We start from the raw sequence: 14,976 nt of genomic DNA, 5'->3' as shown, positions 1-14,976 counted from the left end.
TTTTAGTTGGCCTGGCGCTCAAGACGCCACTGCAAATACCACAGACCTAGACACGCCCCACCAATAAAACCAGGCAAGGCTAAAAAAGCGCTAAGCGCGAGTGTTGATATCCCAGTTAAACCTTGACCAATCGTGCAGCCAAGGGCAGTAACCCCGCCAAAACCCATTAAAGCGCCGCCCAGCAAATGATTGCCCGTATCTTCGACCCCATGAAAGGTTTCCCAACGAAATGTTTTGGTGAGTACAGCACTAAGAAAAGCGCCAATGATCATGCCACCAACCGCCACAATTCCAAGTGTTAAGACCTTCGAGGTATCGCTAAATAAAATCAACCAGTCGAGAGTGTAAGCATATGGCGCAACAAAAGAAAGGCTTTCCATGCGCCCAGAATTCGTCGCTAAAAATACTTCCTCTAGGGTCTTGGGATCTTCAGCAATATAGCCGAGATAGCCAGAAACCCACCAAATAGCAACAATCGCCAATCCAACCCCAGCCCCAGCCAACAGATTATCGATTTGCCAAAACGATTTTTTTAGCAAAGCGAACAGAATAAATCCACCGCCGATCAGCAATCCTAAAATCAGTTGCAAATGGGTTTTAGCCATACTGGTTTGGGCAGCAAAAATACTGGGTAGATCTTGTGCAGTGCTTAGGGAAATAAACCAGGTGTCGATAGTATTTACGCGCAATACTGCCAAGAGCCCCTTTAAAGTCATGTAGGAAACCAAGCCCAGCACAAAAAAAACCACGACGGACTTTAAATTACCGCCGCCAATGCGAATCAGGGTTTTACTACCGCAACCAGATGCAAGGACCATGCCAAAACCAAAGCAAAGGCTGCCAATAATAGTCGATAAATAAAGCAAGCGATTGCTGGTATAAACAGATTTACTCGGATCGATATAGCCTTGCGCAGCTAAAACCGCCACCCCCACAATAGCCACGCCAATTGCCAAAGACCACTGCCGCATACGCGTGTAATCCGCCATGACCAAGATATCGGATACCGCGCCCATGGTACAAAAGCTCGACCATTGCATTAATGCGCCCAGTAAAATTGTGACTGCCAAAGTTAGCCATAAAATATGTTGGCTAAGGTGAAGTAGATCGCTGGAATTTGGCACTAGTTTAGTTATTCTTACTTAATTATTCTTAAAACGATAAAACTGATGATTTAAATATTGTGCAACATCAGCCTCGTCTTCAGGAAATAAATCGAGTCGTAGTTCGCTATTACAAATTGCGACCATTGCTTTGAGGCGTGAATAACTCTCCACCTTGCGATCATTACGGGTATAAATCATATCGCCATTACCAAAGCCCGATTTTTTTGCATGGCAGGCATAGCATTTTGTTTCTTCAATGAGCTTGCCATTTTTGAGGGCGGTATCTGCAGCAAAACAAAAAGCATTAGCAGAAAAAATGCCAATAAAAAAACACATTGTTTTAAAAAAAAGCTGAAAAGGAGATTTAGCGCGAAAACCGATCATGGCGCTATTTTAAAGGAATTTACTCCTCTTGGATGGAGAGATAAACGTTATACGCATTCATGCGATTAGCAGCACGAAACAATGGCATACCCTCATACTCCCCCCAATTGGTGGCTTGATAGGCCTCATCAAAGGAGTCTAAATTTCGCGCTGCAGGCGCCATGGAGTGACGTAAATAACGCAAATACTCGCTTGTAAAGGCGATATCACGCGGCGGGTTATTAGAATATGCTCCATGGCCAGGCACAATAATTGCGGCTTGTAGTTTTTCAATTTGTTGCAAAGACGCGATCCACCGCTGGCTATCTGCATTACCTACAAATGGAATACGCCCATTAAAAACCAGATCGCCAACAAAAAGCACTTTTTTGCTTGGTACGTAGACCAGAAGATCTTCAGCTGTGTGTGCCGGCCCGGCTCTTATTAATAAAAACTCTACTCCTCCCACTACCAACGTAAAGCGATCTTTGACCCAATGATCGGCCGCAATCAATTGCGTATTTTGATTTACCCATGGGGCAAAATCTTGACGCGAACTAATTAAACGCTGCTGCGCTGCATCTGCAGTTAAATACAACTTGCCATTTTCATTGGCATAAATAACTGCGCCAGCATTACGAAAAACCTGTAAACCATAAATATGATCGGCATGATAGTGCGTTACGATAACAGCGACTACTTTCTGCGGAGTAAGCAGCTTAATTTTTTGCAGTAATTGCTCAGCTAAGATAGGCGAGCCTAAGGCGTCAATGACCACCACTCCCTTGGGCGTAATCACAAAACCGGCATTAGAAATAAAGTTTTGATTTTTGGCGCTGCCCATTTCAGGCAAGCCCTGTACAAAATAAACTTGTTTAGCGACTTCAATAGGTTGAATTTGATTCGGCACCGTATCGCTTACATCAATGAGTCTGTGACCCTGCGCCAGTGCTAACTGGCAAAATAAACCCAGGAATAAAACGCCGTAATTACGGCTTAATGTAAGCAAAATGATCTTTTGCCTGAAGATCGGCTATTCGCACCACACCCGAAGGGGTGAAGTCAGCATCGAGAATGAATTGATCTTTTTTTAAATTGCGATTTTTTAAAGTAATTTCACAAACCTCAAACCGCACTCCCCGCGACTTTAATGCTCCAATTAAGGGCGCATATTCAACATTATTTTTCTTATCCTTAGCGCCTTCCATCAAGATATCAACTCCGTTAGCGTGCGTTACCATGATAATTTTAGTGCTTGGTGCAGTATCCAAATGGTTGCGAATATTACGCAGGGCTTTTAGTCCTTGGGTTTCAGCATCATCAACGTGATATACCACTTGAGTTGGGGTATTGGCGCTTTGTGCAAAACTGAGCTGAGAACCCAGCGCAGCAAAAGTTAAAACGAGCGTGAGCAATACGGCAGTAGTAAATTTATATTTCATCATTATCCTTTAGGCCTACGCTAATAAATTTGCTCGCTTGATTGTGACTACTAATTTAAAATCACCATCCCAGGGTTATTGCTTACACCCTTAACTTCGGGCTCATTCAATTTAACCGCTTTAATTGTTTTCATTTCGCGTAAATGCCGCGCAATCACATCCCAAATTGGCTCGCCGCCGAGATTTTTAGAGTCTTCGCTAACTGGCGCCCATCCCGCTACGCGGTAAGATTTATCAGCGTCAAGTGGCTTGCCATTCAAGCGCATATTTGAAATACGGCCACCCATGGATGCAGCTGGATCGATGGTGTACTGTAACCCACCAACTCGCACCATATCTCCGCCCTGCTGGTAATAAGGGTCCGGGTTGAATAAATTATCCGCCACATCTTCTAAAACATTTTTAATCGTTTCTCCCGTCATATTGGAAACGGTAGTGTAGGGATAAGTAATCGCTGTTTGATCGAGTAAATTTTCCATCGTAATCGTTTGCCCTGGTAGCAATGAAGTGCCCCAACGGAACCCGGGTGAAAAGGCAATTTCTGCATTCTTTTGGCTCATTAGACCATTTAAAATCACTTGATCAAAACTGCCGTTGAAGTTACCTCGGCGGTAGAGTAAAGCGTCAGTTACGGCTAATTTTTCAGCTAATTTAACTTCAAATGGAGCACGAATTTTTTGAATTAATTGACTCATGCCGGCATCGGCAGGTAATAAATTTGAGAAGATTGGTAATAATTTATAACGAAAATCAACTGGCTTCCCGCCCTTCACATCGAAATCTAAAACACCGAGGTATTTTCCATTCGATCCGGCATTAGTCACCAATGTTACGCCCGAGCTATTTTTCACCTTCACCGGAATTGGCACACCATCATGGGTATGGCCACCTAAAATGGCATGTAAACCAGTAACCCGCGAGGCTAATTTTAAATCGACATCCATCCCATTGTGTGAAAGCAAGACGACTACTTTTGCCCCTTTACCAACCGCCTCATTAATATTTTTCTGTAAATTTTCCTCTTGAATACCAAAGGTCCAGTTAGGTACAAAATAACGTGGGTTTGCAATTGGTGTGTAGGGAAACGCTTGACCAATAATGGCAACTGAAACGCCATTCATTTGTCGAATGACATAGGGGCTAAAAACGTCATCCCCAAAATCTGCTGTTTTAATGTTTTGGGCCAAGAAAGAAACTTTATTTCGAAAATCTTTTTCAACAATTTCTAAGACGCGTTTTTCGCCTAAGGTCATTTCCCAATGCGCCGTCATGACATCAACCCCAAGCGCCAAGGAGGCATCAACCATATCTTGGCCGTTGGTCCACAAGGCTGTTCCCGAACCCTGCCAAGTGTCACCGCCGTCCAATAGCAGCGCATTGGGACGAGAGGCTTTCATTTGCTGAATTAAGGAAGAAAGATAAGCAAAGCCACCCATCTTCCCGTAGTTTTGTGCAGCGGCACTAAAGTCTAGGTAAGTAAAGGCATGGGCATCGGGTGTTCCCGCTGCAATGCCATTGGCCTTTAGAAAATAATCGCCCACTAAATGGGGCATCTGCCCAGCCTGCGGACCAATACCTAAATTCACATTGGGTTCGCGAAAATAAATTGGCAAAAGCTGCGCATGACAATCGGTAAAGTGTAATAAATGGACGTTACCAAAGGCTGGTAAATCATAGAATTTTTTTGCAGCAGTTTGTGCGCTAGCTAAATTAGCACTTAAACCCATTCCACCTGCAGCAGCTATAGCTAGCGCCTGCAAAAACTCGCGACGATGAATTGACATAAAACCTTATTGATTAACTGGCGATTCTGGATCTAATAACAAAGCCATTAAATCTTGCATTTGTTTTTCATTCAGTAATTTAAAATGCGCAAAGCGCGGCATATTGCTGCAAGCGTTATAAGCCTTCGAATTATTAATCCGATTCCAGGTGTACACCATCATTTCTTTCGAATAGCCCCGCGACTTACCGTAGTTCCATAGACTAGGTCCAAGATTGCCATAAGAAATTTCTTTTTTATTAATTTCATGGCAGTTATAACAACCTCCGCCCACAGGGGTTGTCGCAGTATCGGTCCAAGTAGCACCACGACCACTTTGCGCAATCGCTTCACCCTTTTTCCAATCGCCCACATATTTACCGTCTGTAGGTTGTTGAATTTCAGCCATATTCAATTTTTGAATCGCTTCACGTTTAGCGGTAGCTGCCTTACTATTGCCGTTAGCAAAGACTGGATCAGAGCAAAAAGCCTGCGTTTCGTCTTGCTGTATTCGGTCTAAGCCTGCTATACCATCAGCCTTAAAGCCGCTTTGCATCATTTTCTGAAATGCTGGGTCAGCCTTTTGTTGCGCTAAGGCGATGCCTGAAAAACTCAGGAAACCCAATACGGTAGCACTCAATAGCAGGGCTGAGCTAACTAATGTGCGCATATTTTTATGTTTTACATAGTTCATTTTGAGTTCCATTCTTATCGTTTTAAGCCTGGGGTTTGCACAATTCCCCCATTAGCTGTAGCTGCCATATACATGGATAAAGCAATCGTCACATCCGAGCCATAAATTGGGAAGGGAAAACGTTGCTGCCGATAACAATCATTTAAACGTTGTTGCATTGTCCAAAATTGACCACTAGAAACACGATACGCAGGCCAAGATCCCCAACCCAAGGCCGCCCCAGCTTGAGTAGTCAAATTAGGCAAGTCTTGTAAGCGAATTCGTTTACCATTTTCTCCATGACAAGAGGCACAAGAAAAATCCATCGGTCCACCCTCAAAGAAAAAAGCGCGCTTGCCTAAAGCCATCATTTCTTTTTCTTTCGGATGGGTGGTGCTGACATTAATTTTTTTACCTTTTGAGAGGGTGACTACATAAGCGACCAAAGCTTCCATTTCTTTTTTGGGGCCCACCTGAAATGGGGCATCAATAGTGGCTTGTGGATCGATGCCCTGCAATTTCTCTCGACAAGTCATCAGTCGCGACTCGAGATCTTGTACGCGATTACTATCTTTAAAATATCGCGGTAACTGTGCCGCAGCACCCGCAACCACGCCAGGGCCAAGACCCAAATCACACTGCTCTAAAGTGGCATTTTTTGGGCCCATAGGCTTTTTCCATAATTCTTCCCCTGCCGCTTCATAGAGCTCAGAAGGATTGCCATCGGCAATCATTTCGCGGTATTTAGCAATGCCCTCGCTTGCGGTTTGCGCTTGCACCGTCTTTACCAGTGCAAGGGTGGCTAAGGCACTAAACAATATTGCATACCCGAATTTACAACTCAGCGAAAAATGCTGTCTCATGGCTTTTATCCCTTGTTATTATTGGAAAGCAATACAAAACCTAAGCGACGGTTGCCTCATCAGTACGTTTATCACCCTTACTATCAACCCAACTAACTACAAGCTTGTCACCCTTAGCGCCTTTATATTTAAAATTCAAAAAGGGGTCTTTGGATACTGCAGGCCCAAACTGAGCATTAAATACGTCGTTACCTTGCGCCTTTACGTTTAGAGTACTAATAAACCACGCTGGAATGATTTTGCCGGCAGCATCTTTCCGCTGACCTGATTCCATATCATGCTTCATTAAAATTTTTACATCAACTACGCCACCGCTTTCGGTTGCTCTTACGCGCATTGGATCAGCCATTATTGCTCCTTAATCTTTTAAGGGAAAATCCCCATTAGTAATAATCTGTATTGCTTTATTCATCGACATTGGGTTTAACCGCCGCAGCCACCCAAAGTCACTTTTACTTCTTTAGAAGACATCAACCACTTACCGTCTGCCTTTGCTAGTGCATAGACATTAGAAGTTTGACCCATTTTGATGCGGGTTGTCACAAACGGCTCTGTACCAGCAGGAATAAAAAATAAGGCTGCCAAAGCACTAGGATTTTTTTCTACCAAAATAGCCAATTGATCTGCCTTCAAGGTAGTAGAAATGCCCACGGGTACAACCGCGCCATTTTCAGCAATATCAGGGGCATTTAACGTTACGGCGCCCGATTTTTCTGGAGCACTGCCGAGTACCTTAAAAACATCGTCAAGGCTTTTGCCCTCAAAAGCAGCTTTATTCCAAGCTTGAGCTTGCGCCTCGCTAATTAAACCTGCTGCAGCCATCAATCCAAATATGGCCGAGTACTTTATTACATCTCGTCGCTGCTTATTCATAAAAACTCCTTCAGTCAAACTCAAACACCTTTTGTCGATCAATCGCAAGGAAAGCTAACAACCACTGGTATTTATTCCCCAGTTAGCATCCAATGCACCAAAACCTGTAAATCCTTACTCGAAATATCGGGGTGAGGAGGCATTGGGATGGGCCCCCATACTCCCGATCCGCCTTGTTTTACTTTTGCCACTAGTTTAGCCTCAGCGCCAGACTGACCCCGATATTTGGTGGCCACATCGCTAATCGATGGCCCTACCAACTTACTATGATCGGCATGGCAAGCAGAGCAATTGTTATCTTTAAAAAGTAGTTTTGGACCGCTCATTTTAGCCGTCGCAACCTGAGCTGTACTCGGTGCAGCAACTATTTGAAGTGGTAATTGGGCTAAAGGGGGTTGACTGGTATTCACCCCACGATATGGCCCATATTCTCGATTTTGTTCAGCCAAATTGCCGTGCGCATTGCGCGCATGATCAGGTAAGCTTGAGCCAATTTGCACAAACGCAACACAATTATTCATGCACGCTTTGGCTTGAACATCTGGCTTTCCACCCACATCCCATAAACCATGTTTCAAAGTCATGCCATTGCGGTTAGGCATTTTCTTTTGCACGTCCGCAATATTGAGGTTATTTAAGACAAAATTATCAGGGACGATTTCTGCCAAAGAAAGAATATACGCTAGCAAAGCAAAAGTATCGTCGCTGGAAAGCGAGCGCGGTGCGTTCCATGGCATAGCCCGATAAATATAATCCCACAGCGAAGATAGAGTTGCAACCTTCATTAAGGTCGTTCGTTGAGGTTGTTTATTGTCGTTTAACGACGCTACTCGACCTGACTTCACATCATCTTGTGTTGTACCACCCACAATCGGGGTAAAAATTTCATTCGACTCACCAAAGGTACCGTGGCAACTCGCACATTTTCCATCCCATAATGCTTGACCCTGCGCAACCGAGCCTGATCCTTTGGGAAGACCAGCAAAGTCTGGGCGTACATCAATGTCCCAAGCATTCACTTCTGCTGCGGTGGCTATTCTGCCGATACCTTGATAATGAGGCAAACTCGATGCCGCACTAGCGGGAGCATTTTGAGCAAAGCTCGGTAGGGTCACCAGCGTGGCTAATACGAAGCATAGGTTTAGTGTATGACGCAAGAACCGAGCGCAATTCTGCTTAGCCAACTTGAACATTACTCACCTCGCCATTGCTATCAACCTTCCACGCCTGAATTGCATTATTGTGATAAATCGAACGCGTACCCCTTACATCGCGTAGCAATTTGATCGTGGGCTGCACATAACCAGTTTCATCCATGGCTCGCGACAGAATAATGGCTGGAGCGCCATCCCATGTCCAATCGATATTGAAGCGCGTGAGTGCTTTCGTTAAGATTGGCGTTTCTAAGCGGGCAGTACGCCAGTTATTACCACCATCTACTGAAACGTCGACCCGCTTAATTTTGCCGCGACCAGACCAAGCCAAGCCCGTAATGTTATAAAAACCTTTTTCAAGGAGTTGCTGGCCACCCGAAGGCGTGGTAATGACGGATTTGCATTCTTGAATTGAGGTGTATTGCCGCGCTAAACCATCAGGCATCAAATCGTTGTAATGGACTGCCTCATCTTTAGAAGCGTATCGCATATCACCAACCTCGAGTCGGCGTAACCACTTAACCCAACTAACCCCTTGCACTCCGGGCACTACTAAGCGCAATGGAAAACCATTCTCTGGGCGTAGCATTTCACCATTCATGCCCCAAGCCACAATACTATCCTTGAGTGCGCTATCTAAGTTAATTGTGCGCGTCATTCCCGAACCATCGCCACCCTCAGCCAAGAGGTATTTACCTTTTTTTAAATCAGCGCCGCACTCGTCCAATAAAAGACTGAGTGGCACCCCTGTAAATTCGCAACAAGATAACATGCCATGGGTGTATTGCACCGTAGGTACGGCGACATTACCCCACTCCAAGCCCGTATTTGCCCCACACTCAATAAAGTGAATGCGCGACACCGATGGTAAGCGCATTAAATCGCTCATCGTAAATACGCGGCTATTTTTTACTAGGCCGTTCACCATTAAGCGGTGCAAATTAGGGTCGATGTTGTACCAGCCCTGATGTTGTCGCTCGAAATGCAAACCATTAGGAGTAATAATGCCAAATAACCCTTGCAACGGAGTAAAGGCCACCGAAGCAGCCGATACACGCGTAAGCCCTGGTGATTCACGTCGAATTAAGTTTGCCTCATATACCGATGGCGTACCATAAGGCATAGTGGCGACGTTTTTTCCTAGGGTGGTTTGCCACACCTGTTTTTCTAAAATGGCTGGGTCGCCCTCAACCGCTCCTAAAACAGGTAACGCTAAGCCTGTACCGACCGTACCAATGGCCCCACTTGCTGCAGCCGCCAAACCCTGCCGCAAGAAACTGCGGCGCTTTTGATCTAAGCCAAATTGATTAACCTCTGCAATCAAGTCCGGGCCTAGAAAACCTTCTGGGGCCTGACGGATTTTTGCGCGAACTCTATTTTCTTTCATGGCCATAAATTAAACGCTGAATTATTACAACTTGGTAAACTTATTTCGCTGTTTTATTACCGCCAATACCGAGTAAGGTATAAGCTGGACAGTAGCGAAAAAAACCTGTTGCAAGCGGCACAATGCCAATCCAACCCCACACGCCAATTACGCCAAGCAGCGCCAAGAGAATTAAAACAGCGCCGACTACCATGCGCAAATATCGATCTGTATTACCTACGTTGCATTGCATATAAACTCCTAGTTATTTTTTACAGTAGTGTTGATACAACAATTCCATTACTGAAATAGCAATGGGGCTAGTCAATGAATAGTAAATTTGCTTACCTTCGCGGCGCGTCTTAACGAGTTTTTGCGTCCGCAAAATTGTTAGCTGCTGCGACAAGGTGGGCTGAACAATTCCAAGTCCCACCTCTAAATCGCTGACGCATTTTTCACCCTGGCTAATTTCACACAAAAGCATTAATCGATTGCGATTCGAGAGCACTTTCATTAATTTACATGCGCCATCAGCAGATTGACGCATTTTTTTTAAATCAATTTTATTGGTAATTTGTACCATTTTTTTATTAGTGATGATCTGCGGTTATCAATTGAATCTACATTGTTCAATAAGCTTGGTAATGAATGCCGACAATTATAAGATAAATAATAAATATTTGCTAATTAAATATAATATATTTTTATAAAGTAAGTAGAAACCCTAGTTTTGCTAACAAACCGCTGCGCAGTGATTGAGCTAGCCAGCCCCCAGTAACTCTTTCAGCTAATATAGGCGGTGATTCCACCATGATTGATACCCAAGCCATCTTCTTATCGCTCCAGCTGGCTTTTTGTACGCTGCTGATTATTTTGCCTTTGGGTATTTGGCTGGCGCATCATTTGGTCACGGCTGGTAGATGGAAGCCCTGGCTCGAGGCCTTACTAGCACTACCCTTGGTGCTGCCCCCCACGGTTTTAGGTTATTACCTATTGGTGGGCTTTAGCGGCAAAACACTGTTTGGTGAGCCTTTGGTATTTTCCTTTCTCGGCATTCTAATTGCCTCTTTAATAGTGAATTTGCCCTTTGCCGTACAACCGATTCAGCGAGCCTTTGAAGCTATCCCCAACGCCCTTAAAGAGGCAGCTGAGGTCTGCGGTTTAAACGCTTGGCAAATCTTTTACCGCATTAATCTACCTTTAGCTTGGCGTGGTGTGCTTAGCGCTGCGGTACTAACCTTTGCCCATACGCTAGGCGAATTTGGCGTCATTCTCATGATTGGCGGAGCAATACCTGGTAAAACAAAAACGGCATCGATTGCTATTTATGATCAAGTGCAAAGTTTTAATGCCTCAGGCGCAGGGCTGCTTTCGCTCTTGTTATTGGGTATTTCGCTTTGCGCAATCGTGATCTCATATGGTTTTTTTGGCGCCAATAGTCAGCGGCGCGCCCAACGGATCGGCTCATGCTGAAAGTCCGCATCCAGAGCCAGTCACACGGCAACCCCTATCACTCTCGCATTCCTTTGGAACTGAATCTCAACTGTGCGGCTGGTGAGTTGCATGCTTTAGTTGGCCCATCGGGTAGCGGTAAAACCACCATCCTCAGAACAATTGCCGGCTTGCATCAGCCCGAGTTAGGGCTCATTGAATGTGCTGGTGAAACATGGTATGAAGGGCGAATCGCCAATCAAGCCATCACGAACTACTCGCCAGCACAGCGTTCTTGCGGTTTTTTATTTCAACAATACGCCCTCTTCCCCCATCTATCGGCATTACATAATGTCGCCATTGCCCTAGAAAATAGTGGACTATCTAAGGCAGCACGGCTTGCGCAATCGCGAACCTGGCTGGAGCGAATGGCTCTGAGTGAATTCGCTGAGCGCTTTCCAGGCCAGCTCTCAGGCGGGCAGCAACAGCGGGTTGCCCTCGCTCGCGCTTTAGCCAGAAATCCCAAGGTACTGCTATTGGATGAACCATTTTCAGCCATTGACAATCCTACCCGCCAAAATCTCTATCGAATTTTGGCAGAATTACGCCAAGACCTCGCCATTCCGATGATTTTAGTTACGCACGATTTACGTGAGGCCAATTTACTGGCTGATACCATTACCGTCATTGATCAGGGCATTGGCCTACAAACTGCCGCCCCCAATGAATTATTTCAAAAACCACGCAATTCAAGGGTCGCTGCCTTGGTCGGCATTCCCAATGTATTTAATGGCATCTTTAACTCAGGACGCCTCGATTGGCTGGCGAATGATTGGCATTTTGACGTCTTAGATAAAGGTAAAATTCCCCCTGCTAGCCCAGTAGCCTGGGTTATTCCGCCAGAGGGTTTAACTGTCTATTCGCAAGCTGCTCCGCACTATTTGCCGGCACAAGTTGAGGCCCTTAGCTCTATTGGTCAAATCGCAGTTGTCCGTTTTAGCGTCGGTGCCAGCAAAGAATCGCTGGTTTGGGAAGCCTCATCAGCCGAAATCAAACGACTGGGAATTCAGCTTGGCAGTACAGTCTTCTTAGAGCTTGATGCCAGTAAAATTCATATCATGCCCCTGCGCCCTATTAATGATCCACGCAGACTATTACCAGCCGCTTAAATGGGTCGCCTAAAACTAGGCGCTCTTACTGAGGGCTAGTTTGAAATCAGCAATCAGGTCGGCGACATTTTCAAGCCCAACTGCCACCCGCACCAAGCCATCACTAATCCCCGCTGCTTTGCGCGCCGCAGGCGAGATTCGACCATGGGTCGTAGTGGCAGGATGCGTAATGGTTGTGCGGGTATCACCTAAATTGGCGGTAATTGAACATAAGCGGGTTTGATCGATTAAACGAAAAGCTGCTTTTTTACCGCCTTTTAAAACAAATGACACAATTGCGCCACCCGCCGTTTGTTGGCGACGTGCTAAAGCATATTGGGAGTGCGATTGCAGGCCCGGATGAAAGACTTGGGCAATCGCCGGTTGTTTTTCTAACCACTTCGCCAAAGCTAAAGCGTTACTGCTTTGCTGTTTCATGCGCAAGTCGAGGGTCTCTAAACCCTTCAGAAAAATCCAGGCATTAAACGCTGAAAGGGTTGGCCCCGCCGTGCGCACATAGGGAAATACTTTACCCATAATGAAAGTCTTGTTACCCACAATTGCGCCGCCCAAGACCCTCCCCTGACCATCTAAATACTTGGTGGCGGAATGAATCACGACGTCTGCACCCCACTTTAAAGGCTGCTGCAATGCAGGAGTACAAAAGCAGTTATCCACTACGAATAAGGCATTCTTTTGTTTGGCAATTTTAGCGATCGCAGCAATATCAGCTAACTCAGTTAATGGGTTGGAAGGCGTCTCTAAGTAAAACATGCGGGTATTAGGTAGGGCTGCTGCTTTCCAGGCTTTGCTATCACAAACATCGACATAAGTTGTAGTAATGCCGAAGCGCCCTAAGATGGTCGTAAATAATTGAATGGTTGCTCCAAACACTGAGCGCGAGCACACCACATGATCGCCAGCTTGTAAATGCGCCATCGCTACACTCAAAATGGCTGCCATTCCAGATGCGGTGGCAATACACGCCTCACCACCCTCAAGAGCGGCTAAGCGATCTTGAAACATACTCACTGTAGGGTTTGTAAAGCGAGAATAAATAAAGCCAGCTTCCGCATTCGCAAAACCTGCTTCCGCCTCGGCAGCACTATTAAAGCAATAGCTAGACGTTAGAAATAAGGCTTCTGAATGCTCATTAAATTCAGTGGTGCGCCGTGTGCCAGCGCGTACCGCAACCGTCTCTTGGGCAAGCTGAGTAAAATCAAGCGGTGATCGCTTAGGGGGTTTACGCGTCATGGTATTTAATCTTCGGTAGCTAAATGCAGATGCAATTGCGAGCGGGCAAAATCGCTGGGGTCTTTTTGCCGATCGGCTTGCGCCGACTCGGAGTTGCGCGCGGCTTCTAGTGCATCGAGATAAGACTCGGTAATATCACCCGTAATATAGTGGCCATCAAAGCAGGAGGCTTCAAATTCCTTTAAATCAGGATTAATATCCCGCACAGCTTGCTTCATATCTTCAACGTCTTGATAAATTAATTGGTCAGCGCCAATGAGGCGGTTAATTTCTTCATCGGTACGGCCATAAGCAACCAATTCACTTCGGGTAGGCATATCAATCCCGTAGACATTAGGAAAACGGACGGGTGGCGCAGCCGAGGCAAAAATGACTTTTTTAGCGCCCGCTTCACGAGCCATTTGTACAATTTCATAGGAAGTAGTTCCCCGCACAATTGAATCGTCAACAATTAAAACCGTTTTATCTTTAAATTCAACGCGCATAGCATTCAATTTTTGGCGTACTGATTTTTTTCTCACCTCTTGACCAGGCATGATGAAGGTACGACCAATATAGCGATTCTTAAAGAAGCCTTCGCGATAAGCGATGCCCAAGCGTTTAGCCACTTGCATAGCAGCGGGTCGACTTGAATCTGGAATGGGCATAACGACATCAATTTGACTAACATCGGTTTCAGCACGAATTTTTTCTGCTAAGTAATCACCCATGCGCATGCGCACGTTATAAACAGTAACACCGTCAATGGTTGAATCGGGACGCGCCATATACACATATTCGAAAATGCACGGCACTAGGCTTGATTCAGCATATTGACGGCAAGAAAAATTGCCCTCAAGGTCAATATAAATGGCTTCACCCGGATTGACATCACGCACAAACGTAAAGCCAAGACCTTCTAAGGCGACAGATTCAGAAGCAATTAACCATTCTGGTCCATCTGCGGTATCAAGTCGACCAATACACAAAGGACGAATGCCAAAGGGGTCACGAAAAGCCAGTAAACCATAGCCCGCAATCATCGAGATTACTGCATAAGAGCCCTTCACCCGCCGCGATAAACTACTTACTGCTTTAAACATAGCGTCTTCATCTAGAGGCGCGTCATTAGTTTCGCGTTGTAATTCATCGGCCAATACATTAAGTAGTACTTCGGTATCAGAATTAGTGTTAATGTGGCGTCGATCGAGATAGGCTATTTCTACCCGTAGGCTGAGTGCATTGGTTAAGTTACCGTTATGTACCAAAATAATGCCGTACGGTGCGCTAACATAAAATGGTTGCGCTTCTTCTTCATTGCTTACCGAACCTGCAGTTGGGTAACGCACTTGCCCAATGCCTGCATTACCAATTAAGCTCCGCATATCCCGCGTTCTGAAAACATCTCGCACTAAGCCATTAGCTTTATGCATCGCAAAAGAATTGCCATTCATGGTGGCAATTCCAGCGGCGTCTTGGCCACGATGCTGTAACAGCAACAACGCGTCATACAGCAATTGATTTACGGGATAGTGTGAAACACTGCCAACAACTCCGCACAT

At 45.4% G+C, this 14,976-nt stretch carries 17 protein-coding genes; 2 read left to right on the top strand and 15 right to left on the bottom strand.

Annotated features, from left to right (window positions below):
- Positions 1-2: 2 nt before the first annotated feature.
- The 13 genes from LZG75_RS07460 to LZG75_RS07400 form a co-directional block, all read right to left on the bottom strand.
- Positions 3-1,124: a YeeE/YedE family protein gene (locus LZG75_RS07460; protein WP_233936945.1), complete on the bottom strand. Its 1,122-nt coding sequence runs from the start codon at positions 1,122-1,124 to the stop codon at positions 3-5.
- Positions 1,125-1,142: 18 nt separating this feature from the next.
- Positions 1,143-1,490: a hypothetical protein gene (locus LZG75_RS07455; protein WP_233923615.1), complete on the bottom strand. Its 348-nt coding sequence runs from the start codon at positions 1,488-1,490 to the stop codon at positions 1,143-1,145.
- Positions 1,491-1,509: 19 nt separating this feature from the next.
- Positions 1,510-2,478 (bottom strand): MBL fold metallo-hydrolase, encoded by a 969-nt coding sequence (locus tag LZG75_RS07450; RefSeq protein WP_233923616.1) that lies wholly within the window; start codon positions 2,476-2,478, stop codon positions 1,510-1,512.
- Positions 2,459-2,911, bottom strand: a complete 453-nt coding sequence (locus LZG75_RS07445; RefSeq protein ID WP_233923617.1) for a DsrE family protein — start codon at positions 2,909-2,911, stop codon at positions 2,459-2,461. The genes LZG75_RS07450 and LZG75_RS07445 overlap by 20 nt, the downstream gene beginning before the upstream one ends.
- 50 nt (positions 2,912-2,961) lie before the next feature.
- Entirely contained in the window at positions 2,962-4,695 is a 1,734-nt protein-coding gene (gene soxB / locus LZG75_RS07440; protein ID WP_233936942.1) for a thiosulfohydrolase SoxB, read from the bottom strand.
- Between the two features lie 6 nt (positions 4,696-4,701).
- Positions 4,702-5,367, bottom strand: a complete 666-nt coding sequence (gene soxX, locus LZG75_RS07435) for a sulfur oxidation c-type cytochrome SoxX (protein ID WP_233923619.1) — start codon at positions 5,365-5,367, stop codon at positions 4,702-4,704.
- 14 nt (positions 5,368-5,381) lie between these two features.
- Positions 5,382-6,209, bottom strand: coding sequence for a sulfur oxidation c-type cytochrome SoxA (soxA, locus tag LZG75_RS07430; protein ID WP_233936932.1), 828 nt, complete (start codon positions 6,207-6,209; stop codon positions 5,382-5,384).
- Between the two features lie 40 nt (positions 6,210-6,249).
- The gene (gene soxZ / locus LZG75_RS07425) at positions 6,250-6,558 is read right to left on the bottom strand and encodes a thiosulfate oxidation carrier complex protein SoxZ (protein WP_233923621.1); all 309 of its coding nucleotides are present in this window, start codon (positions 6,556-6,558) and stop codon (positions 6,250-6,252) included.
- 74 nt (positions 6,559-6,632) lie between these two features.
- On the bottom strand, positions 6,633-7,082 hold the full coding sequence (gene soxY, locus LZG75_RS07420; RefSeq protein WP_233923622.1) for a thiosulfate oxidation carrier protein SoxY: 450 nt from the start codon (positions 7,080-7,082) through the stop codon (positions 6,633-6,635).
- 71 nt (positions 7,083-7,153) lie between these two features.
- A complete protein-coding gene (locus LZG75_RS07415; RefSeq protein WP_233936930.1) occupies positions 7,154-8,197 on the bottom strand; it encodes a c-type cytochrome in 1,044 nt (347 codons plus the stop codon).
- A gap of 61 nt (positions 8,198-8,258) precedes the next feature.
- Positions 8,259-9,623: a sulfite dehydrogenase gene (gene soxC / locus LZG75_RS07410; protein ID WP_233936928.1), complete on the bottom strand. Its 1,365-nt coding sequence runs from the start codon at positions 9,621-9,623 to the stop codon at positions 8,259-8,261.
- 40 nt (positions 9,624-9,663) lie between these two features.
- Positions 9,664-9,855: a DUF2892 domain-containing protein gene (locus LZG75_RS07405; protein WP_233923625.1), complete on the bottom strand. Its 192-nt coding sequence runs from the start codon at positions 9,853-9,855 to the stop codon at positions 9,664-9,666.
- Positions 9,856-9,867: 12 nt separating this feature from the next.
- A complete protein-coding gene (locus tag LZG75_RS07400; protein ID WP_233936922.1) occupies positions 9,868-10,185 on the bottom strand; it encodes a helix-turn-helix transcriptional regulator in 318 nt (105 codons plus the stop codon).
- A 227-nt stretch (positions 10,186-10,412) separates the two neighbouring features.
- Between LZG75_RS07400 and modB the strand changes: the two genes are divergently transcribed.
- Together modB and LZG75_RS07390 are read left to right on the top strand one after the other, a co-directional pair.
- Positions 10,413-11,075, top strand: a complete 663-nt coding sequence (modB, locus tag LZG75_RS07395; protein ID WP_255696446.1) for a molybdate ABC transporter permease subunit — start codon at positions 10,413-10,415, stop codon at positions 11,073-11,075.
- Entirely contained in the window at positions 11,069-12,202 is a 1,134-nt protein-coding gene (locus LZG75_RS07390; RefSeq protein WP_233936916.1) for an ABC transporter ATP-binding protein, read from the top strand. Before modB ends, LZG75_RS07390 begins: the two co-directional genes overlap by 7 nt.
- Positions 12,203-12,217: 15 nt before the next feature.
- On the opposite strand, the gene LZG75_RS07385 is transcribed toward LZG75_RS07390, so the two are convergent.
- Together LZG75_RS07385 and purF are read right to left on the bottom strand one after the other, a co-directional pair.
- Complete coding sequence (locus tag LZG75_RS07385) at positions 12,218-13,435, bottom strand: O-succinylhomoserine sulfhydrylase (protein ID WP_233936914.1); 1,218 nt, start codon at positions 13,433-13,435, stop codon at positions 12,218-12,220.
- Positions 13,436-13,440: 5 nt separating this feature from the next.
- Positions 13,441-14,976, bottom strand: a complete 1,536-nt coding sequence (gene purF, locus LZG75_RS07380) for an amidophosphoribosyltransferase (protein WP_233936912.1) — start codon at positions 14,974-14,976, stop codon at positions 13,441-13,443.

The sequence above is a fragment of the Polynucleobacter sp. IMCC30063 genome (assembly GCF_021395235.1).
Classification (GTDB): domain Bacteria; phylum Pseudomonadota; class Gammaproteobacteria; order Burkholderiales; family Burkholderiaceae; genus Polynucleobacter.
Note: the sequence above shows the minus strand (reverse complement) of the source record. Positions and strands in the feature narration are given on the sequence as shown.